Raw genomic sequence first — 18,603 nt, forward strand, 5'->3', positions numbered from 1 at the left:
ACCTATATGCAAAACTCAATTTTAAATGATTAAACTTAAATGCTGTTACTTGAATTAAAAAAAACTAATCAAACCTTAGAAACTATACATTTTATAGGTATCGGCGGCGTTGGCATGAGCGGTATTGCCGAGATATTATATAATCTAGGTTATAAAGTACAAGGTTCCGATTTAGTAGAAAATTATAATACTAAAAGGCTTGAGTCATACGGCATTAAAATATTTTTAGGACACGCCGAGCAGAACATTACCAATGTGTCGTATGTTGTTATTTCATCGGCAATTAATCCAAAGAATCCTGAAATAAAAGAAGCTTTGGAGCGTAAAATTCCAATTATTAGACGTGCGGACATGCTTGCTGAACTTATGAGATTAAAATGTTCAGTAGCAGTTTCGGGATCGCACGGTAAAACCACTACTACTTCTTTAGTTGCTTGTTTATTTGAGGCAGCTGGTTTATGTCCTACGGTTATTAACGGTGGGATCATCAATAATAAATCGACTAATGCATATCTTGGTTCAAGTAATTATTTAATTGCGGAGGCCGATGAATCGGATGCAACGTTTATTCATATTCCATCAACTATTGCGATAATAACTAACATTGATCCTGAACATTTAGATTATTATAGAGATTTTGAAACATTAATTGGTGCTTTTAGAAGCTTTATTACTAATTTGCCGTTTTACGGTTTTGCCGTTTGTTGTATCGATCATAAAATAGTTCGTAAGTTAGTAGACGATATTACTGAAAGGAAGATTGTTACTTATGGCATCGATTCGGAAGATGCTCATATTATAGCGTTTAATATTAACACTGATATTGCCTCTTCTACTTTTGACGTAAAAATTAGTCTACCAAATGTACTAGGTACAACGATTATTGAAAAAATTACTATTCCAACGCCCGGAAGACATAATATTTTAAATAGTCTTGCTGCAATTGGCGTTGGGATAGAATTAGATTTCGGTATTAAAGCTATTAAAAACGGTTTTAATAATTTTAAAGGAGTGAAGAGGAGATTTACTAAAGTAGCTGAATATAATAACGCTTCAATTATCGATGATTACGCTCATCACCCTGAGGAAATCAAAGCAACGCTTGCGACGGCTAAAAATATAGCAAATAAACAAAACGGTAAAGTTATTGCTATTTTTCAGCCTCACAGATATTCAAGAATGCAGTATTTATTTGATGATTTTATGCTTTGCTTTGCTGATGCCGATATACTCTATATTACCGATATATATGCTGCAGGTGAAAGCCCTATAGAAGGAATTACAGGACGAAGTTTAGTTGATAAGATTACTAAGCATAAATATCACGATAAAGCAAATTTTCTAGCAGAGCTAGATGATGCGGTTGGAGTTATTATAGATAATGCAGCTTCTGGTGATATGATAATTATGATGGGAGCAGGTAATATTTCAAGTTTTGCTAATGAATTAGATGGGAGATTGTCATCCCGTGGCTTTAGCTGTCATACCGTGGTTTGACTGGTATTGTTGCATAGCTCTTATGTCATTCCCGCTTTCGCGGGAATGACATCTGTTCGTATAACATAGGGTCAAGCGAACTAGGGGACAAAAGAGTGAAGATAACAGTAAAGCGAATAGCAGGACTAAATATGTTAATTTTACCGATAGTAAAAGGCGAGTATAAAAAAGATTATAATTTAAAACACTTAACATGGTTTAAAGTAGGCGGTAATGCTGAAATTTTCTTTAAACCTTTAGATAGCGAAGATTTAAAAAGTTTCTTAATACAAAATAAGCAAAATTTACCTATAAAGACCTTTGGAGCAGGCTCAAATATTATTATAAGAGACGGCGGCATAGAAGGGGTTGTTATAAAACTTGGTCAGAATTTTAGCAATATTGAGTTTATAGATAATCATTTAATAGTAGGTAGCAGCTGCCTTAATTATAATTTAGCAAAATTTTGTCAAGCAAATGCTATTTCCGGTTTTGAGTTTTTAGTAGGTATTCCAGGGACTATCGGCGGCGGTGTTGCTATGAATGCCGGTGCTTACGGCTCTGAATTTAAAGATATTGTAGTGCAGATTGAAGCGATTGACTTTGCAGGAAACTTTTTAACATTCACAAATGAAGAAATCGGTTTTAAATATCGCAGTAATAATTTACCAAAGAATTTAATTATTCTCAAAGCTGTTTTTAAAATAAATAAAGGCGATAGTGAAAATATATTATTACGGATGAATGAAATAAATAACGCAAGATCATCTACACAGCCTATTAAAGAGCGTACGGGCGGTAGTACTTTTGCAAATCCTGAAGGGCGTAAATCGTGGGAACTTATTGACAAAGCGGGGCTTAGAGGCTATAGAATAGGCGGTGCTTCGATGTCAGAACTTCATTGTAATTTTATGATAAATAATGGTGATGCTACCGCTAAGGATTTAGAAGATTTAGGTGATTTCGTCCGGCAGAAAGTATGTGAAGATAGTGGGGTTAAGTTAGAGTGGGAGATTAAGAGAATCGGACGTCATCCCTAATTAAAAATGGCGTTGTTGCAGCTAGTTCTATGTCATGCCCGCGAAGGCGGGCATCCAGTAAAACATATAAAAAACAAGTTTTTTATATGTTTATTTTATAATGTGTAACTTCTATATCAATATTGAAGTTATTTTTCTGGATCCCTGCCTACGCGGGGATGACATCGAGTAGGTTTTTCGAGCTATGCAACAAGGCCGCTTTTAGTTAGGAATTACAATGGATTTAATAAGAAAGGAAAAAACGTGCATAAATATCAAACACATTGGGTAGAACACTCTATAGTTAAAATATTAAGTAGTACCGGTAAAAAGCATATAGCATTAATGGCAGGCGGTATGTCTGCTGAGCGTGAAGTATCGTTAGTGTCAAGCGAAGTAGTGAGTAAAGCTTTAATTGAATTAGGATATAGAGTTACCTTTATTGATATGGGAGCGGATATTGCAGTTAGATTACAAGAAATAAAACCTGATATCGTTTTTAATTGCCTGCACGGTACATATGGTGAAGACGGTTGTTTACCAGGATTACTTAATATAATGCGGATTCCTTATACTCATAGCGGCGTGTTATCTTCAGCTTTAGCATTCGATAAAATACATTCTAGGATCTGGTTTTTAACGCATAATATTAATATGGCAGAAAGCATTGTTGTAAATAAAAGCGATAATATAAAAAATCATCCTATGAAACGACCGTACGTTATTAAGCCTCTTACGCAAGGTTCAAGTATTGGTGTTGAGGTGATATTTGCAGAAGACGATTTTAACTTTGTCGATTATGATTTTCCTTACGGTGATCAGGTAATAATAGAACAATATATAAAAGGGCGAGAATTGCAAGTAGCGGTATTAAACGGCAAAGCTCTTGGAGCTTTAGAGATTAAATTACTAAAGAATCGTTTCTATGATTATGAAACTAAATATACCGAAGGATTTGCTGATCATCTTTGTCCTGCTCCGCTACCTGCTAATTTATATGAGAAATTACTTATAGAATCAGAAAAAATTTATAAAACAATGAATTGTAAAGGTCCTGCTAGAGCAGAGTTTATTTTAGAAGAGCAGACAAACAAGTTATATGCTTTGGAGATAAATACTCACCCAGGTATGATGCCTTTATCAATAGTGCCGGAAATTGCAGCTTATGCAGGGATAAATTTTACTAACTTAATTGAAGAAATTATAAAGACGGCAAGCTTTGAATCATGAGAAAAAAAACAAGCTCCAATAAAAAAAAACAAACAAAAAAAACTAATAATATCTCATTACGCCGAAAATTAGGACTAATTTACAAAAAAGCAATATTAGGGCTTAAGATTGCTTTAATTATCTTTGTATGTCTATTTGTTTTTACAAAATATTTTGCTGGCATAAAAACCTACTTAACAACAAATATATACCAAACAACAACAAAACTTGGGTTTAAACTTGAGAATGTTATCATTGAAGGACAGCAAAATGTCGATGAGCCTACAATATTAAAGGTTTTAAATGCAAATAAGGGCAGTCCTATTTTTGCTCTTAAATTAGACGAAATTAGAAATAATTTAAAGAAAAATAAATGGATCAAGGAAGTATATGTCAGTAGAAGATTACCAAATACGGTATATATAAAATTATTTGAAAGAGAACCTATTGCTATTTGGCAACTTAATAATCAGCTTTTCTTAGTCGATGAAGAAGGTTACGAAATCAGTAAAAATATTCAACCTTTTCCTCATTTATTACATGTTGTAGGGGAAGGGGCGAATATCTATGCAGGTACATTAGTATTAGAGCTGCAGAAATATCCGGCATTAATGAATAAAACTTCAGCTGCTGTAAGACTCGGAGATAGAAGGTGGGATTTAAATCTTAAAGGTAATATAAGTATTAAGTTACCTGAAAAAGAGTTTGAAGAAGCATTAAAATATGTCGATGCACTAAATAAAGCTAATAAGCTATTTAACCAAAATTATAAGGTTTTGGATTTAAGGGATAAGAATAAGTATTATATAGAGAAGTACTGAGAATCGTCATTGCGAAGAGAAACGTAGTTTTGTAATTCTTCGCGCAATGACGTTTTTGGAATAACAAGCATAAAAAAATGAAAGAGAAAATATCAAATTTTGTTACACTTGATTTCGGTAGTAGTAAGATTGCCGTAATTGCTGCCTATATTAGTAAAAAAGGTGAAATTAAAGTAGCTAGCCAAAATTTGCATCATTCTAAAGGTATTAAATCAGGAGTTATATCAGATTTAAAAAATGCTGAAACTAGCATTGTTTCAGCAATTTACGCACTTGAAAAAGATTGCGGTAAAAATATAAAAAAAGTTATATTATCGTTATCAGGTGCCGACACTAAATCTTATTATATTAATTATACCATTAAAGTTAACGGGCAAACCGTAACGCAGCAGGATATTAAAAAGTTACTACAAAAAGCATTACTTGAATTTAAAGTTAAAAACCAAGAAATTATTCATTATTTTCCTCTTGAATTTACCCTTGATAATAATTCAGTCGAGAATCCTATAGGTATGTACGGTAGAGAACTTAGTTGTGAATTACATATTATTGCTGCTAGTTCAAATATGTTATCAAATATTGTACAATGCTTCGCTAAATGTCATGTTGAAGTCACAAATATTACTCTAGCAATTTATGCTTCTGCTATTAGCTGTCTTACGAATGATGAAAAAAATCTAGGTTCGCTTATCATCGACATGGGGGATAAAACTACCTCTTTCGGCATTTTTTTTGCTGGTAAATTAATATATACGGGGCATGTAAATATAGGTAGTTTTCATATTAGCTCGGATATTGCTAAAGTCTTTGGTATTGATCTTGTTACGGCAGAGAAATTAAAAATTTTATACGGTAATGTAATGATACCTTTATTTGAGAAAGATAGTATTATAAATATGGAGGATTTTCAGGTTGATACTCATCATACTTTAAATACTTCCGTAACAATTTATAAATTGGCTGAGGTAATAAGAGCAAGAGCCGAAGAAATATTATCAATGGTAAAAGCCGAATATGATAAAGCAACAAAAGGGCAGGTTGAAGTGTTTAGAGTTGTAATTACCGGCGGTGGGTCTCAGCTTAGAGGACTTAAAGAGCTTTCAAATAAAATTTTTGAAAAACAGAGTAGAATCGGTAAACCGGAGATTATTGCCGGTTTTATAGAAGACTATAATCCGGCTATGTATTCAGCAACTATAGGAATGCTAAAAATTCATGCTCTAAAACAGCAAAAAGAATTTGCTCATATTAGACTTGATGCAAATAGTAGCTTCTTGAAAAAAGCTTTTGATTGGTTTAAAGAGAATATTTAGAGAGGCTGCCCGCGTTGGACTGGAAAATGCATTTAGTGTCATTCCCGCTTCCGTGGGCATGACATAAAATGATCCACGTAACAATACCTACTTGCAATGAGGACTTGTATTTACGCGGGCAATGTCATTTAGAAATATTTTGCTAAGAATTATTATTAGGTTTTTCTCTAGAACAAATTAGTACATTCCCTGTAACTTCGATAATAAAAAGTCGGTCGCCTGTTTTTGCATCGATTTCATTTGGAACAAGGTAAGCATTCATAATAGCACCGGACCATCTTACTTGTCCTATAGTATCAGAAGAAACTGTAGCACTATAAACCTCTACCGTTTTGCCTATCATATCCGAGTAATTTTTTGTTTTATCAGTTTTATTATAAACATATTTTTTAAGAGGATAATATAATATGCAAAACCAAATAAGTGATAATATACCAAAAAATGTTATTTGATTTGTTAAGCTAACTAGAGGGTAGTTATATACCACAAGAGTGTTTGATAACGCTCCAAGCCCAAAGAATAAGAATCCAATACTTGGAACTGTAAAGAATTCAACAACTATGCAAATTATACCTATTATTAACCATATTTCGGTGAGATAATTATTTATCATGAACATAAGTTTTTAAAAATAATATTACGTCAGCTATGTCTTGTGGTTTTGAGATACCGGCAAAGGACATTTTAGTTCCTGGTGCATAGCTACTTGGTTTATGTAAGAAAGCAAATAAACTATCATCATCCCATATGCCGCCAAGTTTTGATAGGGCAGGGGAATATTTATAGTCTGCTATGTTTGCTTTTGGTCTGCCTGCTACATCCCAAAGATGCGGTCCTAGTTTATTTGGACCGTCTTTATCAAGAGAATGACACATTAAACATTTCTTGGCTATTGCACGACCGTTATCGGTGTTAGCAGTCTTCATTAATTCCGGTATATTTACCGGTGCTTGCTCTAGTGCGGTAGTATTTTGATTTTCTGATGATTCTTGAACTGCAACGCTGTAGCCGCGATGTGGTAACTCTAGAGTGGGCTTGTATAATATATTTGCAACAAATCCAACCATCATAGCAATTAAACTAGCAAATAAGATGGCTGCAACAATTTTATTTAATTCTTTTCCAGACATTTATTTTGTTTTTTTTATTAGAATTTATAATATAATTTAAGTTGTAAGAGAAGTTATTTAAATAAATAAAAGAAAAATTTATAAAAATATTTGTTCTTTGGAGAGAAAAATAAATGTCAAAAAAATCAAGGGTTAGAAAAATATTTAATAAGTTAAAATCTTGTTGGACTAGTTTTAGACAAAGTAAAATCGGTAAAATATTATTTAGCAATAGTTTAAGTTATGCAGTTTCCATAGCTTCTATAGCAATTACAGTTTCTGGACTTTTTACTCCTATATCACCGATAATTATAGCTGTAGCTGTTGTTTCAGGAGTTAGCGTAGGCATTCAAGCTGTAAATGAGACTTTGAAAGTGCATAATTTGCGTAAACTTCATAAAGAGAATAATTTATTAGTACATAACAGAAATGCTAAAAGTCAGCAAGATTATATATTATCATTAGAACCGAGCTTAAAAGATATTTTGAAAAATGAATTATATACGCCGCAAACGGCAGGTAAGGATGCTACTCAAGATAAGTATGAGTTAAATGTAAATAAATTGAAAAGTACAGGACGAATATTTGGCAATAATTTAGGTGGAGCCGCAAATTTGGCCGCTTCTATTATTAAAGGTGCGAGTGGTAATGTGCTTGATATATTAAAAGCTACGGGTTACGGTGTAGTTACGACCGCATCATTAATTATCGACGGTCTTACTGAAAAGGAAAAAATAGAAATAAAAGCAATATTTAAATTAAATATAAATGAAGAATATAAAAAACAAGATACTCCTATATATAAAAATTTAGAACAATTAGAGAATTATACTAAGAATCAAGTATTGCAAACATTAGCTTTAAAAAAATTAATAACGGATAAGAATTATTGGAGTATGAATAAAGACCAAAAAATACAAAAATTTCGAGAAATAATAGGCAGTTTTAATTTTGAAATAAAAAGAAACGGTTTAGAAGAATTTTTTAGAGAAAATAAAATAACAATGGATAATAGCAAAGAGAGCTATGTTAAAGATATTAAAAATGTAATGAATCCATTTTATGAAAATCCTAGTAAAGCCGAAGGATATAATCCTTTAACTAAAGCTATGGATAAAGATAAAGTTAATAATGAAATAAAAAGGACAAAAAGTGAAAATTTAAAAAGGATGCAAAAAAGAAAGCGAAATTTAACAATATGAAATGATTATTATAACTCACTGCTAGTTACAAATTTGTAAGAGGTAGTATCGCTAAATATTCTATGCAATAGTTCATTATTAAGAGCATGACTGGTTTTGTAGCCTTTAATTGCACTTACAATGCTAGTGCCGTTGGTATATAAATCACCGAATAAATCTAATAGTTTATGGCGAACAAATTCATCTTCATAACGTAAGCCGTTTGGGTTTAAGATTTTATCCTGCTCATCTATTCCTATAGCATTCTCAAATGAGGCACCTTGGGCAAGCCCTTTGCTTTTCAAATAATCAACATCTCTTATAAAGCCAAAAGTTCTAGCATCCGCAATATTTTTAGTAAAAGATTCTTGATCCCTAAAACTTAGATTTTGTCTGCCTATAGCTTTACTACTGAAATCAATGGTTAAATCTACAGTCATGTGATTGTAAGGAGTACAATATAATTCACAATCTTTATGCACTACTTTTATATCTTTTAAAATTTTTAGATATTTTTTAGGAGCATTTTGTAATTTTTTTCCTGCACACTCAATCATAAACACAAAAGGTTTACTACTGCCGTCCATAATTGGTACTTCAGGACCATCAATTTTAATAATTGCATTATCAATGCTGCATCCCCAAAGTGCTGCCATTAAATGTTCAATTGTTGAAATTTGAACTTTATGATCATTACTGATAGTGGTAGATAACAAGGTATCGGAAACATTGAAATAGCTAGCTTCAATATAATTATTTTCAGAAGATATATCGGTTCTAATGAATATAATTCCGGTATTTTCTTTAGCGGGTTCTATAGTTAACTGGGTACGTTTTCCTGAGTGGACCCCGATTCCGTAACAACTAACCGGTTTTAATAATGTACTTTGCTGCATTTTAGGCATTGTAAAAATATATTTAAATATTAATATTTAATGCCAAATTATACAAGTTATATTATATTACGGAATATTACACATATACTCGATGAACTTCAAAAATTGGCTGTGTCATCCTACAAGAGTTGCGATACTCACGTATTAAGTATACGCGATACGTGCCGCTCCTCACCTTGTGGATTCCTTGCTCTTTTTGAAGTTGATCTTCGTCTATGTTAGTATAAGACTTCTTGCATAACTTGCTAATAAGGAGAAATTTGAAGGAGACACGGAACGCAGAACCGCAGCGTACACGCAAGTAACGTGAGGATTCGAGTACCGGATCGACGTACAAATTACCCTTATTAAAATCTATATAATGTATACTTAATAAAATACCAAAAATGATAAGCTACAAAACTACCGACTACGGCAAAAACAGAAAATAAGAAATCACTGCCGTTAATAGTGCCGTAAGGTACATGAGATGATAAAGCTCCGGCATATGTACCGATGCTGCACATTGAAAAATACGAAAATAAAGCTGTTCTAAGTTCGTAATCCCTAAATTTATCAATTAGTATTAAAATATTGCAAATATAAATGGATCCTAAACAACTACCGATTAGTATTATATATAATATATTAAGGTTTTTATTAGTTCCATGAAGCGGTAGTAAAATAAAGCAGACGAGCAGAATTATAGTTAGTGATAAATTAGCCAAATATTTATTTACTTTGCTTAATATATAGCATATAGGAATTATAGAAAAACATATTGCTAGAAAAATATATTTTAGTATAAGTCTTAAATTAATTAATGCTAATTCTTTCTTTAATGCAAAAGCTTCATAATACCATAATATATCCAAGGTGACATAAGCAACTACGAAGCCTGTCAATAATTGTAATTCGACATTTTTTATTAAGGATGAAAATTTGGAATTTAAATTTAATTTATGAGATGTAGGATTATAATGCAGAAATTCGGTGAGTATATTGATACAATATAACAATGCACAAATTACTATAGTATTATTTGTCGGTGTTATAAATGGATTTAATAAATCTACCATTAAGTTTCCACCCGCCCATAACAACATTATACAAGCTAAAAAAAAATATTTCTTTTCTTTGCTACTCTCAATAATGTCTAATGTTATAGCAGTGAAATATGAAAATGTTCCAAAATTAATTACAATAAAATTAATTTTAATTAGAGTATAATTATTTAATAAAATTAGGTTTATTGTACAAATAATTAATAAAGATAAGCTAATTAAAATAATTTTTTGATTACTTAACTTATTAATTAGCTGTGTTAAGGCAAAGGCTGCGATTATCGAACCTATAAATTTAGTTTGATTGATATGATTTATTTGTTCTCCGCCTAGATTTTTATTTAGCAGTAAAAAGATTTTAAAATTATAAAAATTTATAGCATTGATACAGGAAAAAATAAATATTCCCAAAAGTGAGCAAAAAATAGTTTTGTAATCGTTTTTTAAAGTCATAAATTAAGTGTTTGCTAAACATAAATACATGGTATATAACTCATAATTATAATAATTAAGATTATTATCTTAAAAATTAAAGAGATTCGTAAGTCCATTATTTAAGTATATATGGATAGTTATTAGATTATCAGCTTTTAAGCAAGTATGGTAGTCTTATTTGTAATTTGTATATAATTATTGTTGAATTTTAAAAAAAATTAATGAATTAAATAATATGAAAATATTTTAATGTAAGAAAAATAATAATATATTTTTTAGTATTTTAAAGAGGTGTTATTTGAAGTTTATCTAGAATTTCATTTTTGCTCTTTACTCATGGATAAATTATCTATTTAAATAAATTAATACAAGATAAACAATGATTTTTCTTAAGATACAAGCATTATATTAATTATTTGTTCTTCAAGTTAGTGAGCAAGATAAATGAATAAAAAGATTATAATTGATGCTAATTTTCCAAGCGAAACAAGAGTAGTTTTATTAGGACAAAGCAACAATATAGAAGATATTGAATTTCAAACAACCGTAAGACAACAAAATAAAGGTAACATTTATTTAGCAAAAGTTACAAGAATAGAACCGTCGCTACAAGCTGTTTTTATAGAGTACGGAATGGATAAAAGCGGTTTTTTACCGTTTAGTGAAATCCATCCTAACTATTACAATTTGCCTACCTCGGAGAGAAATTTTCCGGTTAATGCTTTTCCTGAAATAGCTCTTTCAAATATTACGGTTGAGGATGATGAAGAGAAACCGGCTGCTATATATGATTCTTTGGTTGATAGTGAAGAAATTGACCTAAAAACCATAGAAGATTTAGTAGAGAGTAAATTCCAGTCAGAACTTAATTTAGAAGCGGCTGATGATATTGAAATGATTCAAAGCGGTACCCCTGAGTCAAATATTCCGCAATATAAACAATATAAAGTTCAAGAAGTAATAAGAAAAAACCAAATATTATTAGTGCAGGTGACTAAGGAAGAACGAGGAAATAAGTGCGCCGCTTTTACTACTTATATATCCTTGGCTGGTAAATATTGTGTTTTAATGCCTAATAAAGGTTCGCAAAACGGTATATCGCGTAAAATATCAAACGGGGAAGAAAGAAAAAGACTAAAAGATATTTTAAATAAAATAGTAAGCGGTGATAAAAATGCTTATAGCGTCATTGTTAGAACCGCAGGTAGAGGAAGTAGCACCTTAGATTTAAAGAAAGACTATAATTATTTAGCAAGGTTATGGAATAAAATTCGTAAAAGTACTATTAAATTTCCGGCTCCGTGTTTTATTCATGAGGAAGATAGTATAATACGTAAAACCATACGTGATATGTGTGATCACAATGTTAAAGAGGTGGTAATTCAAGGACAAGAGGGTTATGAAGACGCTTCAAAATTTATGCAGGATTTATTACCTTCAGAACTTGTAAAGCTGAAAGAGCATAAAAGTAAAACTCCTATATTTACTAAGTTTCAAGTAGAAGAGCAATTAGTTAAATTATATCAGCCTGTAGTGACGTTACCTTCAGGAGGATATATCGTTATTAATCCTACGGAAGCTCTTATTGCAGTTGATGTAAATTCCGGTAAATCAACTTCTGAACAAAATATTGAAGAAACGGCACTAAAAACTAATTTAGAAGCAGCCAAAGAAGTAGCAAAGCAAGTAAAGCTTAGAGATCTATCAGGTTTGATAGTTGTTGATTTTATAGATATGAGCGAAGCTAAGAATCGTAAAATTATTGAACGATCCTTTAAAGAGTTTTTAAGTCGTGATCGTGCTCGTATACAAACCGGTAATATTAGTCAGTTTGGACTACTTGAATTCTCAAGGCAGAGATTACGTTCTTCTTTCTTAGAAACTAATTCGGCAATTTGTTCTCATTGTAACGGTAAGGGAGTCATTAGAGCAAGTGACGCTAATGCTATGTTAATTTTACGTACTATAGAGAATGAAATTGTTGAAGAAAGAATTGATGTAATAAATGTTTTTACCAATATCGTTTCAGTTATTTATCTACTTAATAATAAACGTGCTGAGATAAAATTTATTGAAGAAAAATATAATATAAAGCTTAATTTTTATTCCGATCCTAATGCTACATCAGATAGTTATTCGATTGAAAAAGTGAAGCTGTTCAAGAAAAATAACAATAATTTTAATTCTGTTAAGCCGGTAATTCAGAATCATAATGCTGATTATACTGAAGAAGAGCTGAAAAAAGAACAGTTACGCAAAAATAAACATAAATGGAAAACAGCTAATAATAGTAATAATGTTGCTAATGAAGTAAAAGATAAGAGTTTAGAGGCCAAAGAATCGGTGGAGCAAACCGTAAGCGTTGTGGAAGAGGTGAAAGTTGTAGACAGTAATGCCGGCTTAGAAGAAGCACAAGCTGCTCCAAAAAAGACAAAACGTAGATATCGTAATAAAACATCAAATAAGAAATGTCCTGCTAATACCGTCGAAGATACGGAAAAGAATGCAGAGTCTTGATTTGAGGGCTTAATATGTCATTCCTGCGAAAGCAGGAATCCAGTAATCCTTAATGTCACCCCGTGGGCTTGACCACGGGGTCCATAAAAATAATAAAAAATACTAATATTATTAGTATTTTTAGCTGGATCCCCGCGATCAAGTCGCGGGATGATAAATGATAAACCTATCCACGCCACAAGGCCTACGCGGGGATGACATAGCAATGCTGTAATGACACGATAAAAAACATAAACTTAAAATAAAAGTGCAGAAAAGTTTAATTACAAAATGGTTGTGTATAAGTTGTATAATGGTCATAGCGACGATTGTTATAGGGGGGATAACAAGGCTTACCGGTTCTGGTTTATCTATAGTTGAGTGGCGTCCGGTAACCGGTATTTTGCCGCCTTTTAGTTTTGAAAGCTGGCAATCGGAATTTGCTAAATATAAAGCTTTCCCTGAATATAACTCCGTTAATTACGGAATTACTTTATCACAGTTTAAGTTTATTTATCTGTTAGAGTTTATACATCGATTACTCGGTAGAATTACAGCTTTAATATATATTGTACCTTTAATATATTTTTATTTTAAAGATGTTATAAAAAATCGTGACATGCTACCTTATATAATTGCTTTGTTGTTATTTTGCGTACAAGGCTTTATGGGGTGGTATATGGTTAAAAGCGGCTTGTTGAATAGCTCGTATGTTAGTCATTTTCGACTTGCTTTTCATTTAATTATCGCCGTAATTATTTATCACATACTTTTTTATCAACTAATAAAAAATCGTTGTGATATTTTGTTAATCCCGTCACAAACAGATTTTAAATTACCATTAATATTTTCCGGTATTGCTATTACTGTAGTATATGTGCAAATTTTTTTAGGTGCTTTAGTTGCAGGGCTTGATGCAGGGCTGATATATAATAGTTTTCCGCTAATGGATGATAGATTTATCCCGATGGAGATAAAAGATAATTTCTGTGATCTTAAAAATTGGTATGATCCGGTTTTTATACAATTCATACATCGTTTAGGCGGCTATAGCGTATTTTTGGTTGTTGTAGTTTTGATAATTTGCTTGTTAAAAATAGAGCATCCGAAATTAAATAAGATAGCGTATTTTTTAATGATTGCATTATTTATGCAGGTATCTACCGGAATAATTACTCTTTTATACTCTGTACCTATAATAATTGCCTCTATACATCAGCTTTTTGCTATAATCCTTTTATCTATAATAATTTGGTGCTATTTTTTAATAAAAAGTTCCTAATTTATTAAAAATATGATCATCGATGTCAATACTCCTATTTCTTCTAGATTAGATAAATATTTAAAACGTCTATATCCCTTATTGACTCAAGGAGTAATAGAGAAAGCATTACGTCAAAAACAAATTACCGTTAATTCTCAGAAAGCAGAAGCGAGTTTAAGAATAAAGGGTGGCGATAAAATTTTTATTAACGATAAGTTTAATTTATCTGTTAAGCAACCTGAAAAATTAGTTTTTACCGACGCTGAAATTAAGCTAGCGAAGAAAATTACTACCGATTATTTGATATATGCAGATGATAATTTAATAGCTATAAATAAACCTGCAGGTCTTGCTACTCAAGGCGGCAGTAAAATAAATTTATCTATTGACTCTGCATTAAAATATTTGAATTATAAAGGTGCTGATTTTAAGCTAGTACATAGATTAGATAAAAAAACAAGCGGTTTGCTCTTAATAGCCAAAAATTATTTAAGTAGTGTAAAACTTCATGATGCTTTTAAAGAAAAATTGGTTGTAAAAACATATTTTGCCATAACCTATGGGAAGCCAATTAAAAATGTAGGCGAAGTTAGAAGTAATATAGAAAAGTGTAAAGGAAGTACACCTAAAATTACTGATATTGATAGTGAAAATGGTAAACTTGCCATTACTTATTATAAAGTACTTAAATCACTTGATAATAACTTATTGTTAATTGAATTTACGCCGGTTACAGGTAGAATGCATCAATTAAGGTTGCATGCTAAATTATTAGGTTGTCCGATACTTGGAGATGATAAATATGGTAATAAAGAAATAATGCCGTATAGTAAATATATGTTCTTGCATGCTAATAATATATGTTTATCTGAAAAAATTTTTGGTCAAGAGATTAAGTTAGAAGCAAAATTACCGTTTTATTTTACTAGACGTCTTACATAACTTGCTTCTAAAGTTAATTTGTACGTCGATCCGGTACTCAAATCCTCATGTCAAGTGTATGCTGTGGTTCTGCGTTCTGTGTCTCCTTCAAATTTCTTTTTATTAGCTGCGTTATGTAAGATGTCTATTGATAAGTTTGTGGAGTGTTGCAGTTATGATGAGTAGATATTTTTTATTGTTGCTTTTTTTTATTACTAATTGTATTGATTGTTTTGCAGATATACAGCAAAGAATCAATGCAGCAGAAAAAGAATATATAAGTAATAGATTTTTAAATGCCGTTTTTATGTTTGCCGATGATTATAAACCTTTATTAACCGGTGCTAAAGGAATTTTTGCTTTAAATGGTGAGCAATTAAAAGCAAATGAAATGATGCCTATTGCTTCTGCTACCAAGCCTTTTACAGCAGCGGGAATCTTAAAGTTACAAGAACAGGCATTATTAAATATTAACGATAAAATTTATAAATATCTTGATCCGGAAATGTGGGGTGGAAAAGTGCCGGATTGGGCATATAAAATATCTATCCATAATTTATTAACGCATAGTAGCGGTATTGCTGAATATTTTAGTTTTGTTAAACTTGATTTAAATATGCCTAAGAAAGAGATTCACAAGAAAATATTACAATTTGTTTCTTCTAAGCCTTTAGAAATATCTATAGGGAAAAAATTTAAATATAGTAATACTAATTTTGTTATACTCGGTATGATTATAGAAAAGGTGGCTAAAAAAGATTTAGCTAACTTTTTTTATGATGAATTTTTTAAACCGCTTAATATGAAATCTACTAGTTTTGCTTCATATAGTGAAGCCGCTAGAATCCAAAAAAACGTTATTAGTTCTAATTATCCGGTAAGATATTTTTTAACGCCTAATAATAGTAATAAACCTATATTTACTCCTGTAACTGCTGATTTTTTAGCAGTTCCTTGTGCTGACGGTGGTATAATATCAACACCGGTTGATCTTATTAGATGGTATAGGGCATTAAATGAGGAGAAAATTCTTTCTAAGAAGTCGTATAAACTTATGACTACTAAATATTTTTTAGCACAAGATATAGAAGGGCGTAAGTCTTATATGGGTTACGGTATTTTTCTTACTGATCTTGATTCTAAGCGTTTAATGATTCATTATACGGGAAAAGCCCTTGGAATACAAAGTGAAGCAGGATATGTTTTGCCTGATAATCTTTATTTTGCTATACTCAGTAATACTATGATAAAAATTCCTGAAGAAGAAAAAGATAAAATTGACATGAAAAATCCTTTAAATCAACTTGGAATAATTTATTTTAGAGATGCAATAATAGGGGCAGCTATAAAAAATTAAATAGACTTGTTGTGTAACCTATCTTATAAAGAGGAATTTGAAAGAAACACGGAACGCAGCACCGCAGCATACACTTAGTACGTGAGGATGCGAGTACCGGATTGACATACAAATTACCTTTAAAAGGAGGTTATACAACAAGTCTAATGAAGATAGTTACTTGGAATATTAATTCATTGCGTCTACGGATCGATTTATTAAGAAAATTAGCATATGAACATCAGCCGGATATTATTTTACTTCAAGAAACAAAGGTAGCTGACTCATTATTTCCTCTTGAAGTTATTAAAAATATAGGCTATGAACATGTAATATATTCAGGGCAGAAATCATATAATGGTGTTGCTATTATTTCAAAATTTCCTTTGAATAATGTTTTTTCATTGGAGTTATATAATAGTGATAAAAGGCATATAGCAGCTATAGTTAATGATATAGAAATACATAATTTTTATGTTCCTGCCGGCGGTGATATACCTGATATCGAGGTAAATACAAAATTTAAGCATAAGCTCGAATATGTAAGGTTAATGCAGGAATGGTTAACGACTAACCGTACTAAAAACGATAAAATGATTATTGTTGGGGACTTGAACATTGCTCCGCATGAACATGATGTATGGTCTAGTAAGCAGTTGCGGAATGTTATCAGCCATACCGATATTGAACGCTCGTTATTGGTAGAGCTACAAAATGCGTTAGGTTTTATTGATAGTAGCAGACATTTCGTATCGCTTGACGAAAAATTTTATACTTGGTGGAGTTATAGAAATATAGATTGGAAAAAATCTAACAGAGGTAGAAGACTTGATCATATTTGGGTTAGCGATAATTTAAAAGGTGCATTATTTTCTATGCATTTACTATCAGAAGCACGTGATTGGTCTTCACCTTCGGATCATGTACCATATTTTGTGACTTTTAATTTACAGATGTCATCCCGTGGTCAAGCCACAGGATGACAATAGTCTTAAGGAGTAATTAGTGGATATTAAGTTAGGGAAATATAAGCCGACAAAGAAAGAATATATAAAAAGCTTTAAAGATATGCTCCTACTGCGTCGTTTTGAAGAAAAATGCGGTCAGTTATACGGAATGGGAGAAATCGGTGGTTTTTGTCATTTATATATAGGGCAAGAAGCAGTAATTTCTGCAGTAGATATGGTTAAACAAAAAGGTGATAGCACTATTACTAGCTATCGTGACCATGCTCATATTATTTTAGCAGGAACTGAGCCTAAGTATGTTCTTGCCGAGCTTATGGGGCGTGCTACAGGTTGCTCGAAAGGTAAGGGTGGCTCGATGCATTTATTTAATGTACCAAACAAATTTTACGGTGGACACGGTATAGTAGGGGCGCAAGTACCGATAGGCACAGGGCTTGCGTTTGCTGAAAAATATAACGATACGCATAATATCTGTTTTACTTTTTTAGGTGACGGTGCCGTTAATCAAGGTCAGGTATATGAAGCTTTTAATATGGCTGCTTTATGGGGTTTGCCGGTAGTTTATATTATTGAAAATAACGAATATTCAATGGGGACGTCTGTAGCACGTTCTACCTTTATGCGTGATTTATATAAGAAAGGGGCATCGTTTGGGATTAAAGGATTGCAGCTCGACGGTATGGATTTTGAAGAAATGTATGACGGCTCTAAGCAAGCAGCCGAGTATGTTAGAGAAAATAGCTTTCCTCTGATATTAGAGGTAAAAACTTATCGTTATCGTGGGCATTCGATGTCCGACCCGGCAAAATATCGTAGTAAAGAAGAAGTTGAGCAATATAAAGAGCGTGATCCGTTGGTAATAATAAGAAAAACGATACTCGACAATAAATATGTAACCGAAGCGGATTTAAAAGCAATAGAACAATCGGTAAAAGAAATTGTGAAAGAAGCAGTAGAATTCTCAGAAAATTCACCGCTACCTGATGAAGGGGAGTTGTATACACAGGTGTACTGTTAAGGCGTCATTGTGAGGAAAAACTGTAAGTTTTGACTAAGCAATCTCAGGAATTTGTTATTATTTCATGAGATTGTCACGCAGCCTACGGCTGCTCGCAA

General features: G+C 31.8%; 16 protein-coding genes and 3 pseudogenes. 14 read left to right on the forward strand and 5 right to left on the reverse strand.

What is annotated here, in order from left to right; genetic code table 11:
- The first annotated feature begins 39 nt into the window (after positions 1 to 39).
- From murC to ftsA, 5 genes are all read left to right on the forward strand, one after another.
- A complete protein-coding gene (gene murC / locus TENJIKU01_RS05360; RefSeq protein ID WP_064429486.1) occupies positions 40 to 1,497 on the forward strand; it encodes a UDP-N-acetylmuramate--L-alanine ligase in 1,458 nt (485 codons plus the stop codon).
- A gap of 131 nt (positions 1,498 to 1,628) precedes the next feature.
- Positions 1,629 to 2,516, forward strand: coding sequence for a UDP-N-acetylmuramate dehydrogenase (gene murB / locus TENJIKU01_RS05365; protein WP_064429487.1), 888 nt, complete (start codon positions 1,629 to 1,631; stop codon positions 2,514 to 2,516).
- 243 nt (positions 2,517 to 2,759) lie between these two features.
- Complete coding sequence (locus TENJIKU01_RS05370) at positions 2,760 to 3,725, forward strand: D-alanine--D-alanine ligase (RefSeq protein WP_064429488.1); 966 nt, start codon at positions 2,760 to 2,762, stop codon at positions 3,723 to 3,725.
- Positions 3,722 to 4,525 carry a cell division protein FtsQ/DivIB gene (locus tag TENJIKU01_RS05375; protein ID WP_064429489.1) on the forward strand — a complete coding sequence of 268 codons (804 nt, stop codon included), beginning with the start codon at positions 3,722 to 3,724 and terminating at the stop codon, positions 4,523 to 4,525. The genes TENJIKU01_RS05370 and TENJIKU01_RS05375 overlap by 4 nt, the downstream gene beginning before the upstream one ends.
- Before the next feature lie 77 nt (positions 4,526 to 4,602).
- Positions 4,603 to 5,838 carry a cell division protein FtsA gene (ftsA, locus tag TENJIKU01_RS05380; RefSeq protein WP_064429490.1) on the forward strand — a complete coding sequence of 412 codons (1,236 nt, stop codon included), beginning with the start codon at positions 4,603 to 4,605 and terminating at the stop codon, positions 5,836 to 5,838.
- Positions 5,839 to 5,980: 142 nt separating this feature from the next.
- On the opposite strand, the gene TENJIKU01_RS05385 is transcribed toward ftsA, so the two are convergent.
- Together TENJIKU01_RS05385 and TENJIKU01_RS05390 are read right to left on the reverse strand one after the other, a co-directional pair.
- Positions 5,981 to 6,457 (reverse strand): NfeD family protein, encoded by a 477-nt coding sequence (locus TENJIKU01_RS05385; RefSeq protein WP_064429491.1) that lies wholly within the window; start codon positions 6,455 to 6,457, stop codon positions 5,981 to 5,983.
- A complete protein-coding gene (locus TENJIKU01_RS05390) occupies positions 6,441 to 6,968 on the reverse strand; it encodes a c-type cytochrome (protein WP_064429492.1) in 528 nt (175 codons plus the stop codon). The genes TENJIKU01_RS05385 and TENJIKU01_RS05390 overlap by 17 nt, the downstream gene beginning before the upstream one ends.
- A 113-nt stretch (positions 6,969 to 7,081) precedes the next feature.
- Here TENJIKU01_RS05390 and TENJIKU01_RS05395 point away from each other — a divergent pair, with 113 nt between their 5' ends.
- Positions 7,082 to 8,149, forward strand: a complete 1,068-nt coding sequence (locus TENJIKU01_RS05395; protein ID WP_064429493.1) for a hypothetical protein — start codon at positions 7,082 to 7,084, stop codon at positions 8,147 to 8,149.
- A gap of 8 nt (positions 8,150 to 8,157) precedes the next feature.
- Here TENJIKU01_RS05395 and lpxC read toward each other — a convergent pair whose 3' ends face one another.
- Positions 8,158 to 9,024, reverse strand: coding sequence for a UDP-3-O-acyl-N-acetylglucosamine deacetylase (gene lpxC / locus TENJIKU01_RS05400; protein ID WP_064429501.1), 867 nt, complete (start codon positions 9,022 to 9,024; stop codon positions 8,158 to 8,160).
- Between the two features lie 244 nt (positions 9,025 to 9,268).
- Between lpxC and TENJIKU01_RS08590 the strand changes: the two are divergent.
- Positions 9,269 to 9,371 (forward strand): annotated as a pseudogene (locus tag TENJIKU01_RS08590) (palindromic element RPE1 domain-containing protein); the annotation flags it as partial.
- On the opposite strand, the gene TENJIKU01_RS05405 reads toward TENJIKU01_RS08590, so the two are convergent.
- Positions 9,372 to 10,520: an MFS transporter gene (locus TENJIKU01_RS05405; RefSeq protein WP_064429494.1), complete on the reverse strand. Its 1,149-nt coding sequence runs from the start codon at positions 10,518 to 10,520 to the stop codon at positions 9,372 to 9,374.
- A 426-nt stretch (positions 10,521 to 10,946) separates the two neighbouring features.
- Between TENJIKU01_RS05405 and TENJIKU01_RS05410 the strand changes: the two genes are divergently transcribed.
- From TENJIKU01_RS05410 to TENJIKU01_RS05420, 3 genes are all read left to right on the forward strand, one after another.
- Positions 10,947 to 13,019: an Rne/Rng family ribonuclease gene (locus tag TENJIKU01_RS05410; protein ID WP_064429495.1), complete on the forward strand. Its 2,073-nt coding sequence runs from the start codon at positions 10,947 to 10,949 to the stop codon at positions 13,017 to 13,019.
- Positions 13,020 to 13,266: 247 nt separating this feature from the next.
- The gene (locus tag TENJIKU01_RS05415) at positions 13,267 to 14,280 is read left to right on the forward strand and encodes a COX15/CtaA family protein (protein ID WP_064429496.1); all 1,014 of its coding nucleotides are present in this window, start codon (positions 13,267 to 13,269) and stop codon (positions 14,278 to 14,280) included.
- 12 nt (positions 14,281 to 14,292) lie between these two features.
- Positions 14,293 to 15,204 carry an RluA family pseudouridine synthase gene (locus TENJIKU01_RS05420; protein ID WP_064429497.1) on the forward strand — a complete coding sequence of 304 codons (912 nt, stop codon included), beginning with the start codon at positions 14,293 to 14,295 and terminating at the stop codon, positions 15,202 to 15,204.
- Here TENJIKU01_RS05420 and TENJIKU01_RS10745 read toward each other — a convergent pair.
- A pseudogene (locus TENJIKU01_RS10745) lies at positions 15,186 to 15,356 on the reverse strand (palindromic element RPE1 domain-containing protein); the annotation flags it as partial. The gene TENJIKU01_RS05420 and the pseudogene TENJIKU01_RS10745 overlap by 19 nt on opposite strands.
- Before the next feature lie 2 nt (positions 15,357 to 15,358).
- Between TENJIKU01_RS10745 and TENJIKU01_RS05425 the strand changes: the two are divergent.
- From TENJIKU01_RS05425 to pdhA, 4 genes and pseudogenes are all read left to right on the forward strand, one after another.
- Positions 15,359 to 16,540, forward strand: a complete 1,182-nt coding sequence (locus tag TENJIKU01_RS05425; RefSeq protein ID WP_064429498.1) for a serine hydrolase domain-containing protein — start codon at positions 15,359 to 15,361, stop codon at positions 16,538 to 16,540.
- A pseudogene (locus tag TENJIKU01_RS10855) lies at positions 16,541 to 16,674 on the forward strand (palindromic element RPE1 domain-containing protein); the annotation flags it as partial.
- Between the two features lie 12 nt (positions 16,675 to 16,686).
- Positions 16,687 to 17,502, forward strand: a complete 816-nt coding sequence (gene xth / locus TENJIKU01_RS05430) for an exodeoxyribonuclease III (RefSeq protein ID WP_014273305.1) — start codon at positions 16,687 to 16,689, stop codon at positions 17,500 to 17,502.
- Between the two features lie 22 nt (positions 17,503 to 17,524).
- Positions 17,525 to 18,505 carry a pyruvate dehydrogenase (acetyl-transferring) E1 component subunit alpha gene (gene pdhA, locus TENJIKU01_RS05435; RefSeq protein ID WP_064429499.1) on the forward strand — a complete coding sequence of 327 codons (981 nt, stop codon included), beginning with the start codon at positions 17,525 to 17,527 and terminating at the stop codon, positions 18,503 to 18,505.
- The last annotated feature ends 98 nt before the right edge of the window (positions 18,506 to 18,603 follow it).

The organism is Rickettsia sp. Tenjiku01 (genome assembly GCF_001653015.1).
Classification (GTDB): Bacteria; Pseudomonadota; Alphaproteobacteria; order Rickettsiales; family Rickettsiaceae; genus Rickettsia; species Rickettsia rickettsii.

Coding starts and splice junctions, on each gene's coding strand:
- murB (WP_064429487.1), top strand. CDS start 1,629: ATGTTAATTTTACCGATAGTAAAAGGCGAGTATAAAAAAGATTATAAT.
- lpxC (WP_064429501.1), bottom strand. CDS start 9,024: ATGCAGCAAAGTACATTATTAAAACCGGTTAGTTGTTACGGAATCGGG.
- TENJIKU01_RS05395 (WP_064429493.1), top strand. CDS start 7,082: ATGTCAAAAAAATCAAGGGTTAGAAAAATATTTAATAAGTTAAAATCT.
- xth (WP_014273305.1), top strand. CDS start 16,687: ATGAAGATAGTTACTTGGAATATTAATTCATTGCGTCTACGGATCGAT.
- TENJIKU01_RS05405 (WP_064429494.1), bottom strand. CDS start 10,520: ATGACTTTAAAAAACGATTACAAAACTATTTTTTGCTCACTTTTGGGA.
- TENJIKU01_RS05410 (WP_064429495.1), top strand. CDS start 10,947: ATGAATAAAAAGATTATAATTGATGCTAATTTTCCAAGCGAAACAAGA.
- TENJIKU01_RS05375 (WP_064429489.1), top strand. CDS start 3,722: ATGAGAAAAAAAACAAGCTCCAATAAAAAAAAACAAACAAAAAAAACT.
- TENJIKU01_RS05425 (WP_064429498.1), top strand. CDS start 15,359: ATGATGAGTAGATATTTTTTATTGTTGCTTTTTTTTATTACTAATTGT.
- murC (WP_064429486.1), top strand. CDS start 40: ATGCTGTTACTTGAATTAAAAAAAACTAATCAAACCTTAGAAACTATA.
- TENJIKU01_RS05390 (WP_064429492.1), bottom strand. CDS start 6,968: ATGTCTGGAAAAGAATTAAATAAAATTGTTGCAGCCATCTTATTTGCT.
- TENJIKU01_RS05420 (WP_064429497.1), top strand. CDS start 14,293: ATGATCATCGATGTCAATACTCCTATTTCTTCTAGATTAGATAAATAT.
- ftsA (WP_064429490.1), top strand. CDS start 4,603: ATGAAAGAGAAAATATCAAATTTTGTTACACTTGATTTCGGTAGTAGT.
- TENJIKU01_RS05385 (WP_064429491.1), bottom strand. CDS start 6,457: ATGTTCATGATAAATAATTATCTCACCGAAATATGGTTAATAATAGGT.